At 66.4% G+C, this 20,630-nt stretch carries 11 protein-coding genes; 3 read left to right on the top strand and 8 right to left on the bottom strand.

Translation table 11 applies throughout. From position 1 onward, the window contains the following. Positions 1-27 precede the first annotated feature (27 nt). From purF to C1A15_RS06115, 3 genes are all read right to left on the bottom strand, one after another. A complete protein-coding gene (gene purF, locus C1A15_RS06125; protein WP_101721726.1) occupies positions 28-1,509 on the bottom strand; it encodes an amidophosphoribosyltransferase in 1,482 nt (493 codons plus the stop codon). Then, the gene (srtB, locus tag C1A15_RS06120; RefSeq protein WP_101721725.1) at positions 1,506-2,582 is read right to left on the bottom strand and encodes a class B sortase; all 1,077 of its coding nucleotides are present in this window, start codon (positions 2,580-2,582) and stop codon (positions 1,506-1,508) included. The genes purF and srtB overlap by 4 nt, the downstream gene beginning before the upstream one ends. A gap of 339 nt (positions 2,583-2,921) precedes the next feature. Then, positions 2,922-4,658, bottom strand: coding sequence for a polyphosphate--AMP phosphotransferase (locus C1A15_RS06115; protein WP_101721724.1), 1,737 nt, complete (start codon positions 4,656-4,658; stop codon positions 2,922-2,924). Between the two features lie 262 nt (positions 4,659-4,920). Between C1A15_RS06115 and C1A15_RS06110 the strand changes: the two genes are divergently transcribed. Next, entirely contained in the window at positions 4,921-5,844 is a 924-nt protein-coding gene (locus C1A15_RS06110) for a Ppx/GppA phosphatase family protein (RefSeq protein ID WP_101721723.1), read from the top strand. Between the two features lie 42 nt (positions 5,845-5,886). Continuing rightward, positions 5,887-8,526: a polyphosphate kinase 1 gene (gene ppk1, locus C1A15_RS06105; RefSeq protein WP_101723726.1), complete on the top strand. Its 2,640-nt coding sequence runs from the start codon at positions 5,887-5,889 to the stop codon at positions 8,524-8,526. Between the two features lie 268 nt (positions 8,527-8,794). On the opposite strand, the gene C1A15_RS06100 is transcribed toward ppk1, so the two are convergent. Further along, entirely contained in the window at positions 8,795-9,763 is a 969-nt protein-coding gene (locus C1A15_RS06100) for a helix-turn-helix transcriptional regulator (RefSeq protein ID WP_101721722.1), read from the bottom strand. 193 nt (positions 9,764-9,956) lie between these two features. On the opposite strand from C1A15_RS06100, the gene C1A15_RS06095 reads away from it, so the two are divergent. Continuing rightward, positions 9,957-10,412, top strand: a complete 456-nt coding sequence (locus C1A15_RS06095) for a hypothetical protein (RefSeq protein ID WP_101721721.1) — start codon at positions 9,957-9,959, stop codon at positions 10,410-10,412. A 238-nt stretch (positions 10,413-10,650) separates the two neighbouring features. On the opposite strand, the gene glmM is transcribed toward C1A15_RS06095, so the two are convergent. The 4 genes from glmM to rpoB all read right to left on the bottom strand — a co-directional run bounded on the left by glmM (position 10,651) and on the right by rpoB (position 20,575). Further along, positions 10,651-11,985: a phosphoglucosamine mutase gene (gene glmM, locus C1A15_RS06090; protein WP_101721720.1), complete on the bottom strand. Its 1,335-nt coding sequence runs from the start codon at positions 11,983-11,985 to the stop codon at positions 10,651-10,653. Position 11,986: 1 nt separating this feature from the next. Further along, positions 11,987-12,475 carry a phosphoribosyl-ATP diphosphatase gene (gene hisE / locus C1A15_RS06085; protein ID WP_101721719.1) on the bottom strand — a complete coding sequence of 163 codons (489 nt, stop codon included), beginning with the start codon at positions 12,473-12,475 and terminating at the stop codon, positions 11,987-11,989. 150 nt (positions 12,476-12,625) lie between these two features. Continuing rightward, positions 12,626-17,038, bottom strand: coding sequence for a DNA-directed RNA polymerase subunit beta' (locus C1A15_RS06080; protein ID WP_101721718.1), 4,413 nt, complete (start codon positions 17,036-17,038; stop codon positions 12,626-12,628). After that, positions 17,039-20,575 carry a DNA-directed RNA polymerase subunit beta gene (rpoB, locus tag C1A15_RS06075; RefSeq protein WP_101721717.1) on the bottom strand — a complete coding sequence of 1,179 codons (3,537 nt, stop codon included), beginning with the start codon at positions 20,573-20,575 and terminating at the stop codon, positions 17,039-17,041. Between the last annotated feature and the right edge of the window lie 55 nt (positions 20,576-20,630).

Below are 20,630 nucleotides of genomic sequence, written 5' to 3'. Positions count from 1 at the left end.
GTCATGCTCTTTCGTGCGAGGACGCGTCTAACCCGCCGCGCCTTCGCCGTACGTCTCGTCGAAATCCCTCTTCGTGAGAAAGCTCTTCTTCGCCACCGCCTCGGGGATGGCCACCGGATAGTCGCCGGTGAAGCACGCGTCGCAGAACCCTTGGCGCCGCGCGTCGGGAACGGATGCGCGCAGGCCCTCGAGCGAGATGAAAGCCAGCGAGTCCGAGCCGATCCATGCGTTCATCTCGTCGAGGCTCATGTTCGCGGCGATCAGCTGGTCGCGCGTGTCGGTGTCGATGCCGTAGAAGCACGGCCACATCACCTCGGGACTCACGATGCGCAGGTGCACCTCCGCCGCCCCCGCATCGCGCAGCATCTCCACGAGCTTCTTGGAGGTGTTGCCGCGCACGATGCTGTCGTCGATGACCACGAGACGCTGCCCCTCGATCACCGAGCGCAGCGGGTTCAGCTTCAAGCGGATGCCCAGCTGGCGCATGGCCTGGGTGGGCTCGATGAACGTGCGCCCCACGTAGCGGTTCTTCACGATGCCGTCGGCGTAGGGGATGCCGCTCTCGTGCGCGTAGCCCATGGCCGACGGCACGCCGGAGTCGGGCACGCCCAGCACGAGGTCGGCCTCCACAGGCGCCTCCTGCGCCAGGATGCGGCCCATGGCGCGGCGGGCCTGGTACACGCTCTGCCCGTCGATCACGCTGTCAGGGCGCGCGAAGTACACGTACTCGAAGATGCACGCCGCCGATGCGCGGGCGGGAACGCCCTGCTCGGCGTACATGCCGTCGCGGTTGAAGCGTACGATCTCGCCCGGCTCGACGTCGCGCACGTACCGTGCGCCCACGATGTCGAGGCCGCACGTCTCGCTCGACACCACCCAGCCGCGGCCGTCGGGCAGCGCGCCAATGCACAGCGGACGGATGCCGTTCGGATCGCGGAAGGCGTAGAGCGAGTCGGGACTGGCAAGCACCATGGCGTAGGCGCCCGACAGGTCCTCCATGGCGCGGCGGATGCCGTTGCGCAGGTGGTGCGTAGCTTGCGTGACCTGCCCGATCGCCTTCGCCGCCACCTCGCTGTCGGTGCCCGAGCGGAACTGCACGCCCTCGTCGATGAGGCGCGTACGCAGCGCGTTCGTGTTGATGAGCGTGCCGTTGTGCGCGAGCGCGATCAGCACGTCGTCGATGGCCGAGATGTGCGGCTGCGCGGCCTCCCACGACGCGGCGCCGCCGCTCGTGGAGTAGCGCGCGTGGCCCACCGCCACGAAGCCGTCGAGCGCGGCCAGGCTGGCCTCGTCGAACACCTGGGTCACGAGGCCCAGGTCCTTCGCCACCATGACGGTCTCGCCGTCGCCCACGGCGATGCCCGCGCTCTCCTGCCCGCGGTGCTGCAGCGCCTGCAGGCCGAAGCACGTCATGCGCGCCACGTCCTCGCCCGGAGCGAACACGCCGAACACGGCGCATTCCTCCTCGAGGCGGTCGGGGCGCTCGCCCGGCAGGATGGAGGTGCTCATGAAGCGATCTCCTGTTCCGCGGAATCCACGGCTGCGGCGGCATCGGGGTCCACGACCCCGTCGCCGCCCTCGCCCACCGTGCTAGCCGCCACGTAGGAGTACAGCACGTAGCGCCCATCGGAGGGCAGGTTGTCGCAGGTTGCCAGCGCGAAGGTGTGCGCGATGTCGGCGGCCTCGGGAATGTCGGAAGCGGCCACCACCGAGCGGTCGATCTTGTCCTGCACGTAGGCGACGCGTTCGGCCTCGTCGGCGAACTGCGTCTGAGCCAACGGATCGTCGGCCGCCACGTGCACGAGCGCGAACGTGTTCAGCTGGTAGTTGCCCTCGGGCGTGAGGATGTACACCGTGCGGTGCTCGTCGAACTGCGCCGCATCGCCGAAGTCGGCCAGGCAGGCGAACATCGAACCGTCGTTCAGGTGGTGCCCGTAGATGATGTTGTTCGGATCGGAGAAATCGCTTGCGTTCTCGGCCGACAGGAAGATGGCGCCGAACGTGGCGATCCATCCTTCCGAGCCCTTGAAGTCGTGCGTGAGGTACTTCACGTCGTCGGTAGTCTGCACGATGGGATAGTTCACCACGGTGCCGGGGATGTAGATCCAGCCCACCGTGTCGGGGTTGATGGCCTTGAGCGCGTCCCAGTCCACCGTGAATTCCTCGAGCGGAGTGGCCGCGATGTCGTCAGGGGGCGTGAAGCCCTCTTCCGCGACGCTTTGGTAGGTTTGCTGGCCCTGCCAATAGCTGAAGCCGATGGCGCCGAGCGCCGCCAGGGCCACGACGAACACCACGAGCGCGATCCAGAACACGACCCGCCACGGGCCGCCCTTCTTCTTGGGGCGCCCGGAGCCGGGCTGCTGGTAGTTCGGATGCTGTTGGTACGGGTTGCCTCCGCCGCCGTTCGATCGGAGACGGTTCGGCTGCGCGGGGCGGTAGGCGGCATGCTGCGCGGTTGCCGGACGGTAGGCGCCCGGTTGCGCCCCCGCTCGCGCCTGCGGCGCGGCGCCCCTCGGCGTGCGCGGCTGCTGCGCATGTCGCCCGCTCGAAGCGGGATCGGGATACTGTCGATACTCGGGCATGTTCACCTTTCGGATGATCGTCGGATGACGGAACTCCGTCGTCGCCAGACCGTTATCATAATAAACAAACGCCCCCATGATGGGGGCGCGATGTTCGCAAAAACGCAATTTTCACGATCGGAAACCGCTGTTCGCCGGAGCGGTTACTTCTTCATCTCGTCGATGAAGCCCTTCGCGATGAAACCGATGATGACAACGACGATGATGGCGACGATGACCCAGATGGCCTCCATAGGCACGGTGATTCCGAACAGAGTCATGGCTGTTTACCCCTTTTTTCGTTCAAGCGCGCGCATGCGCACGGTCGTTTTGAGTACTGCTGCCCATAGTAACGCGATCTCAGTTTTCGCGCAAGCGCGCTTCCAGGGCATCGTTGATAATTTTAAGCGCCTTGACGCGCGCGTAGCGCTTGTCGTCGCTCTCGAGGACGATCCAAGGGGCGAACGGCGTGCTGGTGAGGCGGAAGATATCTTCGACGGCGGCTTTGTACTGGGGGTACTTGTCGCGATTGCGCCAGTCCTCGTCGGTGATCTTCCACTGCTTCGCGGGATCCTCCTCGCGATCGTGGAAGCGGCGCAGCTGCTCCTCGGGGCTGACGTCCACCCAGAACTTCAGCAGGATGGCGCCCCAGCGCACCAGGTCGCGCTCGAACTCGTTGATCTCGTCATACGCCCGCGTCCATTCCGACACCGAAGCGAAGCCCTCGACGCGCTCCACGAGCACGCGGCCGTACCAGCTGCGGTCGTAGATGCCCACATGGCCCGCCTTGGGCAGGCGCGTCCAGTAGCGCCACAGGTGCGGGTGCAAAAGCTCCGGCTTCGTGGGGGCCGGGCTCGGGAAAACGGTGTAGGCGCGGGCGTCGAGCGCCTGGGCCACGCGCTTGATGTTGCCGCCCTTGCCCGCCGCGTCCCAACCCTCGTACATGATCATGAGGGGGATGCGCTTCTGGTACATCTCCATCTCCAGCTTGTTGAGGCGCTCCTGTTCCGCCTTGAGCTGCACCTTGTACTCGCCGGGATCGAGCACGAGCGCGTGGTCGATGCGCTCGAGACGCGGCGGGTCGTCCACTTGGCGGAAGCGCGATACGCGCGGGGCGCGGGCGGCGGCGTCGGCGGCGGCGCGCTCGGCCTCCTCGCGCACGCGGGCCTCCTCTTCGGGAGTACGGCCGAACAGCGGCGCTTCATCGAGGGCGCCCGCCGAGTTGGCCTGCGCCTTGGCGGCGGCCGCGGCGGCTTCCGCATCGGGCGCGGCGTCGAGCGCGCCCGTGAGCGCATCGACCAGCGTCTCGGCGATCTGGATGTTGGCGCGGCGTTTGTCCTCGCCGTTCACGAGGTTCCACGGCGCAAACGAGAAGTCGCTGCCCTTCAGCAGGTTGTCGTAGAGCCGGTACGCCTCTTCGTAGTTGCCGATGGTGGCCAGCTTGTCCTCGCCCACGCGCCAGCGCGTAGCGGGGTCGTCGTGCAGGCGCGTGAGGCGCTTCTTCTGCGCCTCCTTCGTGACGTGCACGAAGAACTTCACCACAAGGTAGCCGTCGTCGGCCAGCTGGCGCTCGAAGTCGGACGCCGAGGTGAGGTAGCGGCGCAGCACGTCGATGTGGCGCTCGTCGCGCGCCTCGGCCATGGCGGCTGCGACGGCCTTTTGGTCCTTGCGCTTGGACGACTTGAGCGAGAGCTTGCCGAACTCGGTGTACAGCATGTGCTGGACGGCGGCGGTGTACCAGCCGCGATCGAAGAACGAGATGGTGCCGCGCTGGCCGAGTCCCTTCCAGAACTCCTGCATCACCGGGTAGAAGCCCGTCACGCCGTGCGCGCCGCCCGCGAACGAGCGCGCGGCCTTCACGTCGAGGTTCTCGGTGACGTACACGCTGGTGGCACGTGCGTCGAGATGGTACATGAGGTCGGAGATGCGGCTGCCCTTACCGGCGCCGTTCCACCCCTCGAACAGCACGACCAGCCCCACGCCCTGCACGCGCGCCCGCTGCTGCAGCACCACGAGCCGCTCCATCAGCTCGTCGCGACGCGCCTTGTAGACGTCTTTCGAAAGCGGTTCGAGTGAGAAATCGACGGTCTCCAGCATGGGCGCTTCCTTTCCTTCGAGAGGTTCATAGTACCACAAGGTTCCCGGAGAGCCGGGCCGAGGCACCGCTCGCTCGGGGCTCGGGGCGGGGTTCACGATCCGATTGAAGCCGACGACCTCGCCCCGAGGAGGGAGAAAAGTAAAATCCTGCTTTCAGTTCCTCTCGCTTCTGGCCGGATAACACGGGTACGCCTACAATGGAGGGATGGAGCACGTTGCGGATCGCCCCAGGCGAGCCGCCTGATTGCGGATGGATGGACCGATGCCCAACTATGCGGTGGTCGACCTCGGGTCGAACTCGATACGCCTCGTCGTGTACGACGTGAAGGACGCGCACAAGCGCACGTACACGAGCAAGGACTTCAAGAGCCTCATCAACGACAAGGTGATGGCGGGCTTGTCGGCCTACGTCGTGAACGGCACGTTCACCCAGGACGGCATCGACCGCGCCATCAGCGTGCTGCGCGGCCACGCGAAGCGCGCGCGGTACTTCAACTGCGAGAAGATGGAGGTGTTCGCCACCGCCGTCATCCGCAACGCCTCGAACTGCGAAGAAGCGGTCGCGGCCATCGAGGAGGGCGCCGAGCTGCCCATCTCGCTGCTGTCGGCGCAGGACGAGGCGCACCTGGGCTTCGTCGGCGCCACGTGCGACCGTTCGGTCGAGCGCGGCACGCTCGTCGACATCGGCGGCGGCTCCACCGAGCTCACGCGCATCGATCACGGCCGCGACTTCGACAACGCGAGCATCGGGCAGGGCTCGCTCTCGTCGTTCGCCCAGCACGTGCGCGCCATCCTGCCCACCCCCGGCGAGATGGACGCCATCGCCGCCGCGTTCCGACAGCGCTTCGCCGCGCTGCCGCGCCCGGACGCGTACCGCTCGGAGGCGCTGTTCGGCATCGGCGGCAGCGTGCGAGCGGCCGCCAAAATGCACGCTCAAGCCACCGGCGCCCTCGCCCGTCCGAAAACCATGACGAAACGGGAAATTCATGCGATACTGGAATGGTGCCGCACCGATCCCGACACGTTCGCGCACACCGCGCTCAAGGCCTCGGCCGAGCGCGTGCACACGCTCGTGCCGGGCTGCATCATTCTTCTGGAGCTGTTCGACGCATGCGGAGCCGATCGCCTCGAGGTATGCAAATACGGCGTACGCGAGGGATACCTGATCGACCGCATGCTGCGGTAGCGACGCATGCAGGAAGCGAGCGTTTACGGGAAGGGGACGTTCATGGACACCGCCAAGAAATCCGCCACCGACACCACCACCGAGGCACCCGTCGGCCAAGCGCCGGTCCCGCTCGCGGAAACGCGCGCGGACGAGATGCGCGCCTCGGTCGACGAAGTCGAGGGCGCGAGCCCCTCCGTCGAGGGAGACGCGCCCGCCAAGGCGCCGTACATGCAGAACCGCGAGCTGTCGTGGCTCACCTTCAACGAGCGCGTGCTCGACCAGGGCGCCGACGAGACGGTCCCGCTGCTCGAACGCCTGAACTTCATCTCCATCTTCTGGAGCAACCTGCAGGAGTTCTTCATGGTGCGCGTGGGCAGCCTGACCGACCTGTCGCTCGTGAAGAAGCACATCATCGACTCGAAGTCCGGCATGACGCCGACCGAGCAGCTCGAGGCCATCTATGCGCGCTGCCACGAGCTGTACCCCATCCAGGAGCGCACCTACGAAACCGTGCGAAAGCTGCTGTGCGAGCGCGGCGTGTGCAGCCTGCGCCCCGAGGACCTCGACGACGGCCAGCGCGCCTTCCTGTCCGATTACGTGCACAAGAACGTGATGCCGTTCCTGTCGCCGCAGATCATCAACTCGCGCCATCCGTTCCCCCACCTCGAGAACGGCGCGCTGTACGTGGTGCTGCGCCTCAACGAGGAGCTGGGCGCCAAGAAGAAGGCCCCCAAGGCGAAGGACGGCGAGAAGGCGACCAAGGAGGAGAAGGCGAAGAACCTCGGCGCCGAGGGCGTGACGCTGGGGCTCGTGCCCATGCCGCGCCAGTGCGAGCGCGTGATCGCCCTGCCGGGCGACGGGCTGCAGTTCATCCTGCTCGAGCACGCCATCGAGATGGTGGCCGACGAGATATTCTCCATGTACGCCATCAAGCACACCAACGTCATCTGCGTCACGCGCAACGCCGACCTCGACGCCACCGAAGGCACCGACGAGAACGACGAGGATTACCGCGAGCACATGAAGCGCATCCTCAAGAAGCGCTCCCGCCTGGCGCCGGTGCGGCTCGAAAGCGAGCGCCCGCTGTCGCCCACGTTGGAGAAGCTGCTGCTCAAGCGCCTGAACCTCAAGCCGTACCAGGCCTACGTCACCAAGGTTCCGCTCGATATGGGCTACACGTTCGGCCTGGCCGGCCGTCTGCCCGAGGGCAAGCGCGCCGAGCTGACGAACACGCCGTTCACGCCGCAGTGGCCGGGCTGCCTCGACCGCAACCGCCGCATCATCGACCAGGTGTGCGAGAAGGAAGTGCTGCTGAGCTACCCGTACGAGAGCATGGACGCCTTCGTGCAGCTCTTGCGCGAGGCCGCGAACGACCCTGCGGTCATCTCCATCAAGATCACGCTGTACCGCCTGGCCAGTCAGTCGCACCTGGCCGAGGCGCTCATCGCCGCCGCCGAGAACGGCAAGGAGGTGACCGCCTTGTTCGAGCTGCGCGCCCGCTTCGACGAGAGCAACAACATCGAGTGGTCGCAGCGCTTCGAGCAGGCGGGATGCAACGTCATCTACGGGTTCCGCGACTTCAAGGTGCACTCGAAGATCTGCTGCATCACGCGCCAGACCGAGCACGGCTTGCAGCACATCACGCAGCTGGGCACCGGCAACTACAACGAGAAGACGGCCAAGCTCTACACCGACCTGTCGTTCATCACCACCGACGAGACGTTCGGACGCGACGCCACCGAGTTTTTCCGCAACATGGGCCTGGAGAACACCTCCGACAACTACGACATCATGTGGGTGGCCCCGCTGCAGATCAAGCCGATGATCCTCGCGGGCATCGACGCCCAGATCGAGCGCGCGAAGGCCGGTGAGCCGTGCGGGCTGTTCTTCAAGACGAACTCCGTCACCGACAAGGACGTCATCGAGAAGATCGTCGAGGCGTCGCAGGCGGGCGTCGAGGTGACGCTGTTCGTGCGCGGCATCTCATGCATCGTGCCGGGGCTCGAGGGCTACACCGACCACGTGCGCGTCGTGTCCATCGTGGGCCGGCTGCTCGAGCACAGCCGCATCTACGGGTTCGGCCCGCGCGACAGCATGAAGCTGTACCTGTCGAGCGCCGACCTCATGACGCGCAACATGGACAAGCGCATCGAGATCGCCTGGCCCGTGCTGAACGACCGGCTGCGCGAGGAGATCCTCGGCTACCTGGACGTATCGATGAGCGACACGGCGAAGCTGCGCGAGCTGCTTCCGGATCGGAGCTATACCCCGCTCGGAGCGTTCGCCGAAGAAGCCGAGGACGGCACGACCACGCTGTTCGAGTCGCAGGAGTTCTTCATCAAGCGCGCGCAGCAGCGCCGCCTCGAAGCGGCGGAGGAGGAAGCCGCCCGCGAGGCGAACCGCCGCAGCGCGCCGCGCAGCGAGGTGCCCGTGAACGAGGAGCTGTTCGAGAAGCCGGAGGCAGAGCCGGCGGCCGCCGCAGTCGAGCCAAAGCCGGTTGAGCCGATGGCGGCAGCGGCGCCCGTAACCGTCGAGCCCGCACCTGAGCCCGAGCCGGCGCTCGAGGCCGACGCCATCGAGCCGCCCGTCGCGGCGCCGCAGGCGCAGCCGGAGCGCGAACGCAGCCTCGCGACGGCCCCGCCGCCCCGCAAGAAGCCGAGCCTGTTCGTGCGCTTCCTCAGCTTGTTCGCACGCAGGTGACCGTATTCCGCATCGCATGAGAAACGCCCCCGGCTCCGAAGAGCCGGGGGCGTTCGTTCGTCAATGATGCGACAGGAGCGCGGTCCGACGATGCCTGCGGTCGACCGGCGGCAGGTCGCGGCCGCGTCCGTGTCGCACCGTCCACGATCCCACGAGCGCGTTCGTCGCGCAAGGGACCGCGTCGAAGCGTTGACGGGAAGAAGCTCGCGCGTTGCGCGGCCCGCGGGGCGCGCGTTCCCAGGCGACGCCCCCGCCGAAAGCTTGCGGCCTAGCCCTTTTTCACCGGCCTCACGTACTTCCAGAAGCGCTCCGGATCGTGGTAGAAGTACAGCACGCGCCCCGGATCGGTGTCGAAGCGGTAGCCGGTGCCGTCGAAGTCGAACGTCGCCATCGCCTCCTCGATCTTGCCCTCCACGCTGCGGTTCTCCTGCTCGTAGTCGAACGGGCCGTGCTCGAACACGAGGTACTCGGCCTCCGGCACGTCCATCATCGTGAGGTTCGGCGGCAGCGCGCCGTCGTAGGAGGCGGGGAGGCGCACGCCGTAGCACTCGACGCGCGGGAAGCCCCAATCGCACAGCCTTCCGCCGGGGTCGCCGATGTAGGCCATCACGTGCCCGCCGCTGCTGTCCGCCTCGCTGCCGCCGTTGTCGTCCAGCTTGCCCTTGATACTGTCGAGCAGGCCGCACACCGTCTCGTGATCCTGCCCGGGCACGAGGCTCTGCTTTCGCCAGAAGTCCCAGTACCCGTTGCTCTCGCCGTTCCTCACGTGCAGGAACTTATGCGCGGGGATGGTCACGAAGTACGTTTTGACGTCGTCGTTCGATTTCACCATGCCGATCTCTCCTAATCCTAAAATGTACCGGTCGAACGGGTTGATCTTCGTACGAAGCACGACCGGCGCGGGGCGCTTGCGGAATTCGCTGGGGACGATGCCGTACGCCGCCTTGAACGCCCGCGTGAACGCCTCGTGCGAAGAGAAGCCGTAGTCGAAGGCGATGTCGAGCATGCTGCGCTCGCTGTCGCGCACTTCCTTGAGCGCGAAGGCCAGCCTGCGCTGGCGCAGGTAGTCCCGAAACGACATGCCCGATACCTCTTTGAACTTCCTCGTCACGTGGAACTCGGAATAACCCAGCCTGCGGGAGAGCGCGCTCAGGGCGAGCGCCTCGTCGTCGTGCCGTTTGATGCAGGCATCGATCTCGTCGACGATCACCTGTATGTGCTGATGCCACTCGTACATGCGCCCGCTCTCCTCGTTTCGACTACGCAAGCGTACTATAGTGGAGCGGGCGGGTCGCCGCTTGATCCCGCTTGCGGTCGTTCCGTTTTCCCCTTGAAATCGCGCTTCGTGCGCGCCGTTCGCCGTCGCATCCCGTATCATGGCCAAAACGCCGTGCGGAGGCATGCTCCGCCGAACCGAAGGGGAACGCTCGATGTCCGAAAAGAATCCCGTCTGCGGCCTCGCCCTGTTTCTGACGGCCGCCATCGTCACGTTCGGCTGCCTGACCGTCATGCAGTTCCTCGAGAAGCCATGGTTCTTCGTCGCCCTCGTCGCCATGCACGCGGGCATCGCGCTGTTCGTGGTCAGCAAGCGCGCGCTGCGCAAACAGGAGCTCGACCTGACTCGCTACTTCAAAAGCGAGTACGCGATGTTGCTGCCGTTTCTGCTGATCATGGCTTACTCGTTGATCTCGAGGACAGGCGTGTTGCCGCCCTTCGGTTCCGCGAAAGCATCGATCACGCTCGTGTACGCGCTCATCTGCTTCGCGGTGACGTTCTGGAACTTCCGCCGCATGCAGGCCGACGCGCGGGCGCAGGCGGCAGGCGCGAGCGGATCCGCAGGAACCGAAACGGCGCCAACTCACGCGCGCGTGGCGCTCGCCGACTGATTGGGGGAGACGGAGGGACGGGGTAATTGTCTCATTTTGCAGGCAAAATGAGACAATTACCCCGTCCCTCCGTCTCCCCCTCCGTCTCCCTCCCAGATCGTCTTGATTGCGCAGCCGAACAGGAAGCGCAGTCCAACGACACGTGCGAAGGCGCACGTGCCTTTCGTCGCCACCACGTGAAACGGCCCCGACGCGCGGTGCGTGCCGGGGCCGTTGTCGCCGGGCGATGGCAACGAGGCTAGACTTCGCGCTCCACCACGTCGGCGATGGCGCGCGCGTGGCGTTCGGCCTCCTCGGCGCTGGCAGCCTCGACCATGACGCGCACGACCGGCTCGGTGCCCGAAGGGCGCAGCAGCACACGTCCCGAGTCGCCCAGCTCGGCTTCGGCGGCGCGCACCGCATCCTGCACGGCCGCGTTGCCGTCCACGGCATGCTTGTCGCCCACGCGCACGTTGATGAGCGTCTGCGGGAAGCGCGTCATCGCGCGCGCGGCTTCCTCGATCGTGGAGCCCGCGCGCTGGCACGCGGCCAGGAACTGGAGCGCCGTCACGAGGCCGTCGCCCGTGGAGTTGTGCTCGAGGAAGATCATGTGGCCGCTCTGCTCGCCGCCCAGGATGAACCCGCCCTCGCGCATGGCCTCCAGCACGTAGCGGTCGCCCACCTTCGTCTGGACGAGCTCGATGCCCGCATCGCGCAAGGCGTGGGTGAGGCCGAGGTTGCACATGACGGTGGACACGGCGGTGCCGCCGGACAGCAGACCGCGCTTGTGCAGGTCGATGGCGCACACGGCCTCCACCACGTCGCCGTCGATCTCGTTGCCCTTGGCGTCCATGAGCATGACGCGGTCGGCGTCGCCGTCGTGCGCGATGCCGACGTCGGCGCCCGTCTCGGCCACGAGCGCGCGCAGCGGCTCAAGATGCGTGGAGCCGCACTGCACGTTGATGTCGGTGCCGTCGAAGTCCTCGTTGACCACGACGACCTCGGCGCCCAGACGGCGCAGCGCCTCGGCGCTCGTCATGCACGAAGCGCCATGGCCCACGTCGAGCGCCACCTTGAGGCCCGTGAAATCGATGCCCTCGTTTGCCACCGTGGACACGGCGTGCGCGATGTAGAGCTCGCAGGCATCCTCCACCGGCAGGGCCACGCCCACCTCGTCGCCGCCCGGGAGCTCCTCGGCCGGCGGGCCGCCCGCGGCCACGAAGGCCTCGATCTCGTCCTCCACCGCATCGGGCAGCTTGAAGCCCTGGCCGTCGAACAGCTTGATGCCGTTGTACTCGGGCGGGTTGTGCGAAGCGGATATGACGATGCCGCCGTCGCAGACGAGCTCGCGCACCAAGAGCGCGATGGCGGGCGTCGGGATGATGCCGGCCAAGAGCGCCGTGCCGCCCATCGACATGATGCCCGCCGCAACGGCCGCTTCCAGCATGTCGCCGGACAGGCGCGTGTCTTTGCCGATGAGGATGGTCTTTCCCTGGAACGCCACGGCGGCCTGGCCCAGCCTGAAGGCCGTCTCGCACGTCAGTTCCTTGTTCGCGACTCCGCGCACGCCATCCGTGCCGAATAAACGAGCCATGTTATTTCCCCCGTTTCACGTGTTCTTCGTGCAAGCGGACGGCGCCGCTCGGGCGCTCCCCCTCCACCATGCGGTCATTGAGCTCGGCGGCGAACTCGTCGAGGCCGATGCCGTAGCGTTCGAGCACGACGAGCAGGTGGTACACCATGTCGGCCGCCTCGTAACGCAGATGGTCGACCGCCGCGTCGTACTCGGGCGGCAGATCCACGGCAAGCCGCTCCGCCTCGTCGATGCCGCCCGCCGCGAGCGACGCCGCGAGCGACGAGCAAGCCCAGGATTCCACGTCCTTCGCCGCAAGCGCCGTCTCGCCCGCCTCTTCCATAACCTTCTTCAGCACCTCGTCGGGCGAGGTGGTGAGCAGGCGGTTCGTATAGCTTTCCTCCCCCGCATCGCGCCGTGCGGCGATGGTGGCGGCAAGCGCCTCGAGCGTGGCCCCTATCTGGGACGGAGGCGGCGTCTCGCCGGAGGGGAGATAGGTTTTGTTCGACATGGGATGATGCCTTTCGAGATGATCATGCGGCTCCTTCCCTTGGGACGGCCGCACGACGTGCAGGTCCCGCAATCCAAACGCCCTTGCGAGGGAAGGAGACGCAGCGGGCACAGCGAAAGGGGGCGCGCCGAAAGCGCGCCCCCGTCAATGCTATTCCTCGACGTCGTCGTCAGCGTTGGATGCTTCTTCCTCATCCTTGCTGGTCAGACCGAAGCCCAGCGATCCCACAGAGCCCAGCAGCGCGTCGAGCTCTTCCAGATTGCGCTGGTAGGAGCGCGGCGGCAGGGCCTCGCCCAGCATGTCCTCGCCCTCGGTATTGAAGGTCGGGGGCTCGTCGCCGCCGATGAGGATGGTGTCGTCAGGCGAGAACACCATGTCGAGCAGCTGGCTCATGTCGTCGCTCGTGGCCGCGAGGTCGTCCTCGATCACGTGCGTCAGCTCGTGGGCGTCGAGACCTTCCTTCAGCTCCTCGATGGCCTTCACGCCGATGCCCTCGATGCGCAGCAGGTCCTCCTCGGTGTGGCCCACGAGGTCGGCCACCGTCTCGATGCCCGCCTCGGAGAACTTGTTGGCCCAACGCTGCGACACGCCCAGATCGTCGTAGATGTACAGGCGCGCGTCCTCGTCGGACAGCTGCGGGCCGCGATGGCCCAGCGACAGGCCGCTGTAGTAGCTGCCGTAGTTCGTGCCCATGTTGAGGTAGCCGTCGCCGTCGAGCGACCAATCCTGCGGCTGCGGCAGCAGCTCCTCGATGTCGCGAAGCGCTTCCGGCGCGAAGTCGGGCAGCGTCTCGCCCATCACCGGCGCAACCGGGCGGCCCTTGTAGGTGAGGCCCACTTCGCGGTAGCGCGAAAGGCCCGTGCCCGCCGGGATCGGCTTGCCGATGATGACGTTCTCCTTGAGGCCGGCCAGGTGGTCGATCTTGCCTTCAATGGCGGCGTCGGTGAGCACCTTCGTGGTCTCCTGGAACGAGGCGGCCGACAGGAACGAGTCCGTGGCCAGCGACGCCTTCGTGATGCCCAGCAGCAGCGGCTGGCCCACGGGCGGCTCCTTGCCCTCAGCGATGAGCGCGTTGGCGGCATCCTCGAACTCGAAGCGGTTGACCTGGCGGCCCGGCAGGTAGTCGGACTCGCCGGCGTCCATGACGGCCACCTTGCGCAGCATCTGGCGCGCGATGACCTCGATGTGCTTGTCGTTGATGTCCACGCCCTGGGACACGTACACGCCCTGAACCTGGCTCACGATGTAGCGCAGCGTCGTGTTCGGGTCGGTGAGGCGCAAAAGGTCGTGCGGGTTCACCGAGCCCTTGGTGAGCTGCTGGCCCACCTTCACTTCGCAGCCGTCCGTCACGCCGGGCAGCATCTGGGCGCGCGCCGACACGACGTACTCGCGGAAGTTGCCCTGCTGGTCGTGGATCGTGATGGTCTTGGACTGCTTGTCGCCCGAGATCTGCAGCGTGCCGGAGATCTCCGCGAGGACGGCAAGGCCCTTCGGCTTGCGCGCCTCGAACAGCTCCTGGACACGGGGAAGACCGTGGGTGATGTCCTCGCCGGCGACGCCGCCGGTGTGGAACGTACGCATGGTGAGCTGGGTGCCCGGCTCGCCGATGGACTGGGCGGCGATGATGCCCACCGCCGTGCCGATGTTCACCGGACGCGACGTGGCGAGGTCCCAACCGTAGCACTTCTGGCACACGCCGTGCTCGGCATGGCAGGTCATGACCGTGCGGATGACGAGCGTCTCGACGCCCGCGGCATCCATGGCCTTGAGCTGGTCCATATGGGTGATGTACTCGCCCGCAGCCAGCAGCACGGCGCCGTCGGCGCCCGCCACGTCGTTGAGCAGGCAGCGGCCGATGAGGTTCTCGTCGACGTCGCCCTTTTCGTTGTGCAGCGGGTACGGCACGCCGTCGGAAGTGCCGCAGTCGATCTCGCGGATGATGACGTCCTGGGCCACGTCCACGAGGCGGCGGGTCAGGTATCCCGAGTCGGCGGTACGCAGCGCGGTGTCGGCCAGACCCTTACGGGCGCCGTGCGTGGAGATGAAGTACTCCAGAACCGACAGGCCCTCGCGGAAGTTCGCCTTGATCGGGCGGTCGATGATCTCGCCCTTCGGGTCGGACATGAGGCCTCGCATACCGGCCAGCTGGCGGATCTGCTTGATGTTACCGCGGGCGCCGGAGAACGCCATCATGTAGATGGGGTTGAACTTGTCGAAGTTCTCGGCCATGGCCTCGCCGACCTCTTCGTTCGCGGCGTTCCAGATGTCGACGACCTGCTTGTGGCGCTCGTCGGGGCTCATGAGGCCCATCTCGTAGTCCTCGTCGATGGCCGCGACCTTCTCGTCGGCGGCAGCCAGGATCTCGCCCTTGTTCGGCGGCACGGTGGCGTCGTACACCGACACGGTGACGCCGGCGCGCGTGGCGTAGTGGAAGCCCGCGTCCTTGAGGCCGTCGAGGATCGCCGGCACGCTGGACAGCTCGTAGCGGTTGCACACGTCCTCGACGAGGCGGCTGATCTCCTTCTTGTTCATCTCGTAGTTGAGGTACGGGTAGTCCTCGGGCAGCACGTTGTTGAACGTGATGCGGCCGATGGTCGTCTCGATGCGCTCGCCGGCCTTGTGCTCTTCGAACACGCCGAAGGCCGTGGCCACCTGCGTGTCCCTGGAGAGGCGCACCCAGATCTTGGCCTGCAGGTCGAGCTCGGCTCGGGCGTCGTAGGCGTTCATGGCGTCGTCGAAGTCGATGAACGAGCGGCCCTCGCCCTCGAAGCCGTCGCGGGCTGCCGTGAGGTAGTACAGGCCGATGATCATGTCCTGCGTGGGCACGGTCAGCGGGCGGCCGTGGGCCGGCGACTTGATGTTGTTGGCGGACAGCATGAGCACGCGGGCCTCGGCCTGCGCCTCGGCGCCCAGCGGCACGTGCACGGCCATCTGGTCGCCGTCGAAGTCGGCGTTGAAGGCGGTGCAGACCAGCGGATGCAGCTTGATGGCCTTGCCCTCGACCAGCACCGGCTCGAAGGCCTGGATGCCCAGACGGTGCAGGGTAGGTGCGCGGTTCAGCAGCACGGGGTGCTCGGTGATGACCTCTTCCAGCACGTCCCACACGTAGCTGGCACCGCGATCGACGGCGCGCTTGGCGGCCTTGATGTTGGCGGCGTACTCAAGCTCGACCAGGCGCTTCATGACGAACGGCTTGAACAGCTCGAGCGCCATCTGCGACGGCAGGCCGCACTGGTGCAGCTTGAGCTGCGGGCCGACGACGATGACCGAACGGCCGGAGTAGTCGACGCGCTTGCCCAGCAGGTTCTGGCGGAAGCGGCCCTGCTTGCCCTTGAGCATGTCGGACAGCGACTTGAGCGGACGGTTGCCCGGGCCCGTGACGGGGCGGCCGCGGCGGCCGTTGTCGAACAGGCTGTCGACGGCCTCCTGCAGCATGCGCTTCTCGTTGTTGACGATGATCTCGGGCGCGCCGAGGTCCAGCAGGCGCTTGAGACGGTTGTTGCGGTTGATGACGCGACGGTACAGGTCGTTGAGATCCGACGTCGCGAAGCGGCCGCCGTCGAGCTGCACCATGGGGCGCAGGTCGGGCGGGATCACCGGGATGACGTCGAGGATCATGTCCGTCGGCTTGTTCTCGGACTTGAGGAACGCGTCGACCACCTTGAGGCGCTTGATGGCCTTGGCGCGCTTCTGGCCCTTGCCGTTGGCGATGACGTCGCGCAGCTCGTCGGCCGTCGCGGCCAGGTCCATGGCGTCCAGCAGGTCGCGCACGGACTCGGCGCCCATGCCGCCCGTGAAGTAGTCGCGGTAGTTGAGGCGCATCTCGCGGTAGAGGGCCTCGTCCGGCACAAGCTGCTTCGGCTCGATCTTCATGAAGGCGTCGAAGGCGTCCTGACGCAGCGCCTTGCGCTCGTTGAACTCCTCGTAGATGTCGGCGATCTCCTCGTCGACCTCCTCGGCCGTCATGCGCTCGTCCTCGTCCACGTCGTCGACGAAGTCGTCGTCCTCGGGGACGTAGTCCACGGACAGCTTGCGCGTGGCCTCCACGAGGCGGTCGCGCTCGGCGTCCAGCTCCTCGAGGTCGGCGGCCAGCTCGTCACGCAGCTCGTCGGCGTCTTCCTCGCGAGCCTCCTTGTCCACCGAGGTGATGATGGAGGACGCGAAGTACAGCACCTTCTCGAGCTCCTTCGGCGCGATGTCCAGAAGGTAGCCCAGGCGCGACGGCGAGCCCTTGAAGTACCAGATATGGCTGACCGGGGCAGCCAGCTCGATGTGCCCCATGCGCTCGCGGCGAACCTTGCTGCGCGTCACCTCGACGCCGCAGCGCTCGCAGACGATGCCCTTGAAGCGCACGCGCTTGTACTTGCCGCAGGCGCACTCCCAGTCCTTCGTCGGGCCGAAGATCTTCTCGCAGAACAGGCCGTCCTTCTCGGGCTTGAGCGTGCGGTAGTTGATCGTCTCGGGCTTCTTCACCTCGCCGCGCGACCAGCTGCGCACGTCCTCGGCGTTGGCGAGCGAAATGCGCAGGGCATCGAAATTGCTTACGTCGAATTCCGTCGTCATTTATCGCTCCTCTCCCTCACCGATCAGGTCGTTCGTATCGTTGTTGCTATCGCCCATCAGCTCTCCCAGCTCGGCGGCAATGCTGTCGAGCGCATTGGCCGCGTCGTCTTCTTCAGTTTTGCGCGCGTCGGCAGCGATGGCCTCGTACAGCGCGCGATCGCCGTCTTCCTGGCCGTCGATCTCCTGCGTCACGTCGATCGTACGATGATCGTGACCCTCCAGCTCGACGTTCAGGCACAGCGACTTCATTTCCTTCACGAGCACCTTGAAGCTCTCGGGCACCTCGGCGGCCGGGATGTTCTCGCCCTTGACGATGGCCTCGTAGGACTTGACGCGTCCCGCGGTGTCGTCGGACTTCACCGTGAGGATCTCCTGCAGCACGTTCGACGCGCCGTAGGCGTAGAGCGCCCACACTTCCATCTCGCCGAAGCGCTGACCGCCGAACTGCGCCTTGCCGCCGAGCGGTTGCTGCGTGATCAGGCTGTAAGGGCCGGTCGAGCGGGCGTGGATCTTGTCGTCCACCATGTGGCCGAGCTTCAGGATGTAGCTCTGGCCCACGGTGATGGGCTCGCGGAACTTCTCGCCCGTGCGGCCGTCGTACAGCCACGTCTTGCCCGTGCGGGACAGCTGGGGCACGAACTCGTCGCGCGCCAGGTCGCCGTACGTGGCATGGTTCTTGTTGATGAGGTTGCGGTTCGCCTTCTCGATGGCGTCGGAGATCTCCTTCTCCGTGGCGCCGTCGAACACGGGCGTGGCCACGTGCATCGGGCCCTCGACCACCGCGTCGGTCTCTTCCGCGTCGTCCCAGCCCCACTTCGCAGCCCAGCCGAGGTGGTTCTCAAGCAGCTGGCCGACGTTCATTCGGGAAGGAACGCCCAGGGGGTTGAGGATGACGTCGATCGGGGTGCCGTCGGCGAGGTAGGGCATGTCCTCCACCGGCAGCACGCGGGAGATGACGCCCTTGTTGCCGTGGCGGCCGGACAGCTTGTCGCCCTGCTGCACCTTGCGCTTCTGGGCCACGTAGATGCGCACGAGCTCGTTGACGCCGGGAGCCAGCTCGTCGCCGGCATCGCGGCTGAAGCGGCTCATGCCGATGACGCGGCCGCCGGAGCCGTGGGGCACCTTGAGGGACGTGTCGCGCACCTCGCGAGCCTTCTCGCCGAAGATGGCGCGCAGCAGGCGCTCCTCGGCCGTGAGCTCCGTCTCGCCCTTCGGCGTGACCTTGCCCACCAGCACGTCGCCCGGGAACACCTCGGCGCCCACGCGGATGATGCCGTCGGCATCGAGGTCGCTGATCATGTCGTCGGAGATGTTCGGGATCTCGCGGGTGATCTCCTCGGGGCCGAGCTTCGTGTCGCGCGCGTCGATCTCGTACTCGGAGATATGGATGGACGTGAGCAGGTCCTCGGCAACCACGCGCTCGGACACGATGATGGCGTCCTCGTAGTTGTAGCCTTCCCACGGCATGTAGGCCACCATGAGGTTCTGGCCGAGCGCGAGCTCGCCGCCGTCGCAGCTGGGGCCGTCGGCCAGCACGTCGCCCGCCTGCACCTCGTCGCCCTTGCGGACGATGGGGCGGTGGTTGATGCAGCCCGACTGGTTGGAGCGCTGGAACTTCGGCACGAGGTACTCGTCGTACTCGCCGTCGTTGTTCAGCACGATGATGGTCTGGCCGTCGACGTAATCGACGACGCCCGGGTTCTGGGCGACGAGGATCTCGCCGGAGTCGACCGCGATGCGGTGCTCGATGCCGGTGCCGACGAGCGGCGCGTTCGGGCGCAGCAGCGGCACGGCCTGGCGCTGCATGTTCGAGCCCATGAGGGCGCGGTTCGCGTCGTCGTGCTCGAGGAACGGGATGAGCGAGGTTGCCACCGACACCATCTGGCGCGGGGACACGTCCATGTACTCGACGAGCTCGGGCGCCACTTCGTCGGGCTCGCCGAACACGCCGGCGGCGTCCTTCGTGCGGCAGAGCACGCGGACGGCCTCGTGGAAGTTGCCCTCGTCGTCGAACGTGCCGAACTTGCGGGTCTCGGGGTCGAACAGGTCGTTGGCCTGCGCGATGGTGTAGTTCTCCTCCTCGTCGGCCGTGAGGTAGTCCACGATATCCGTGACCAGGCCCTTCTCGACGCGGCGATACGGCGTCTCGATGAAGCCGTAGGGGTTGATGCGAGCGTAGGTTGCCAGCGAGCCGATGAGGCCGATGTTCGGGCCTTCAGGCGTCTCGATGGGGCACATGCGGCCGTAGTGGGACGTGTGGACGTCGCGCACCTCGAAGCCGGCGCGCTCGCGGGACAGGCCGCCCGGGCCGAGGGCCGACAGACGGCGCTTGTGCGTGATGCCGGCGGCGGGGTTCGTCTGATCCATGAACTGGGACAGCTGCGAGGAGCCGAAGAACTCCTTGATGGCCGCCACGATGGGGCGGATGTTCACGAGGCTCTGCGGCGTGATCTCGTCAGGCTCCTGCATGCTCATGCGCTCGCGCACGACGCGCTCCATGCGGGACAGGCCGATGCGGAACTGGTTCTGGATCAGCTCGCCCACCGTGCGGATGCGACGGTTGCCGAAGTGGTCGATGTCGTCGGTCTGCACGCCCTCGTCGCCGGCATGGAGCGCCACGATGTACTGCATCGTGCGCACGATGTCGTCGTTGGTGAGCGTGGAGGCCTCGTAGTCGGGGTCGAAGCCCAGCTTCTTGTTGATCTTGTAGCGGCCGACCTTCGCCAGGTCGTAGCGCTGCGGGTTGAAGAACAGGCCCTCGAGCAGCGTGCGGGCGGAGTCGATGGTGGGCGGCTCGCCGGGACGGAAGCGCTTGTACAGCTCGATGAGCGACTCTTCCTTCGTGGTGGCCGGGTCGCGGTCGAGCGTGCGCAGCACCATCTCGTCGTTGCCGAGGAGCTCGATGATCTCCTCGCGCGTCTCGGCCAGGCCGAGGGCGCGCACGAGCAGCGTCGCCGGCTGCTTGCGCTTGCGGTCGATGCGCACGGACAGGATGTCGCGCTTGTCGGTTTCGAACTCGAGCCACGCGCCGCGGCTCGGGATGACCTTCGCGTTGAACAGCACCTTGTCGGATGCCTTATCGCGCTCGGAGGCGAAGTAAACGCCCGGGGAGCGCACGAGCTGGGAGACGACGACGCGCTCCGTGCCGTTGATGATGAACGTGCCGCGCGGCGTCATGAGCGGGAAGTCGCCCATGAAGACGTCTTGCTCCTTGATCTCGCCGGTCTCGCGGTTGATAAAGCGGATTTCCACGAACAGCGGCGCTTGGTAGGAGACGTCCTTCTCCTTGCACTCGTCCACCGTGTACTTCGGCTCGCCGAACTCATGCTTGCCGAACTCCACGCACATGTCCTTGGTGTTGTTCTCGATGGGGCTGATATCCTGGAACGCTTGCGCCAGGCCCTCGCCCTTGAAAAACTCAAAGCTGTCCGTCTGGATGGCGATGAGGTTGGGGACGTCCATGACGTCCGGGATCTTAGCGAAGCTTCGCCGATCCCTATAAAGGCTGGTCTGATCAGTCGTTTTTCCTTGAGCCACGAGGCTTTTCCTCCTTCATGTGCACCCGCATTTCTGCGAAAAAGTCGCAATTGCC

The organism is Eggerthella timonensis, assembly GCF_900184265.1.
Lineage (GTDB): Bacteria > Actinomycetota > Coriobacteriia > Coriobacteriales > Eggerthellaceae > Eggerthella > Eggerthella timonensis.
Note: the sequence above shows the minus strand (reverse complement) of the source record. Positions and strands in the feature narration are given on the sequence as shown.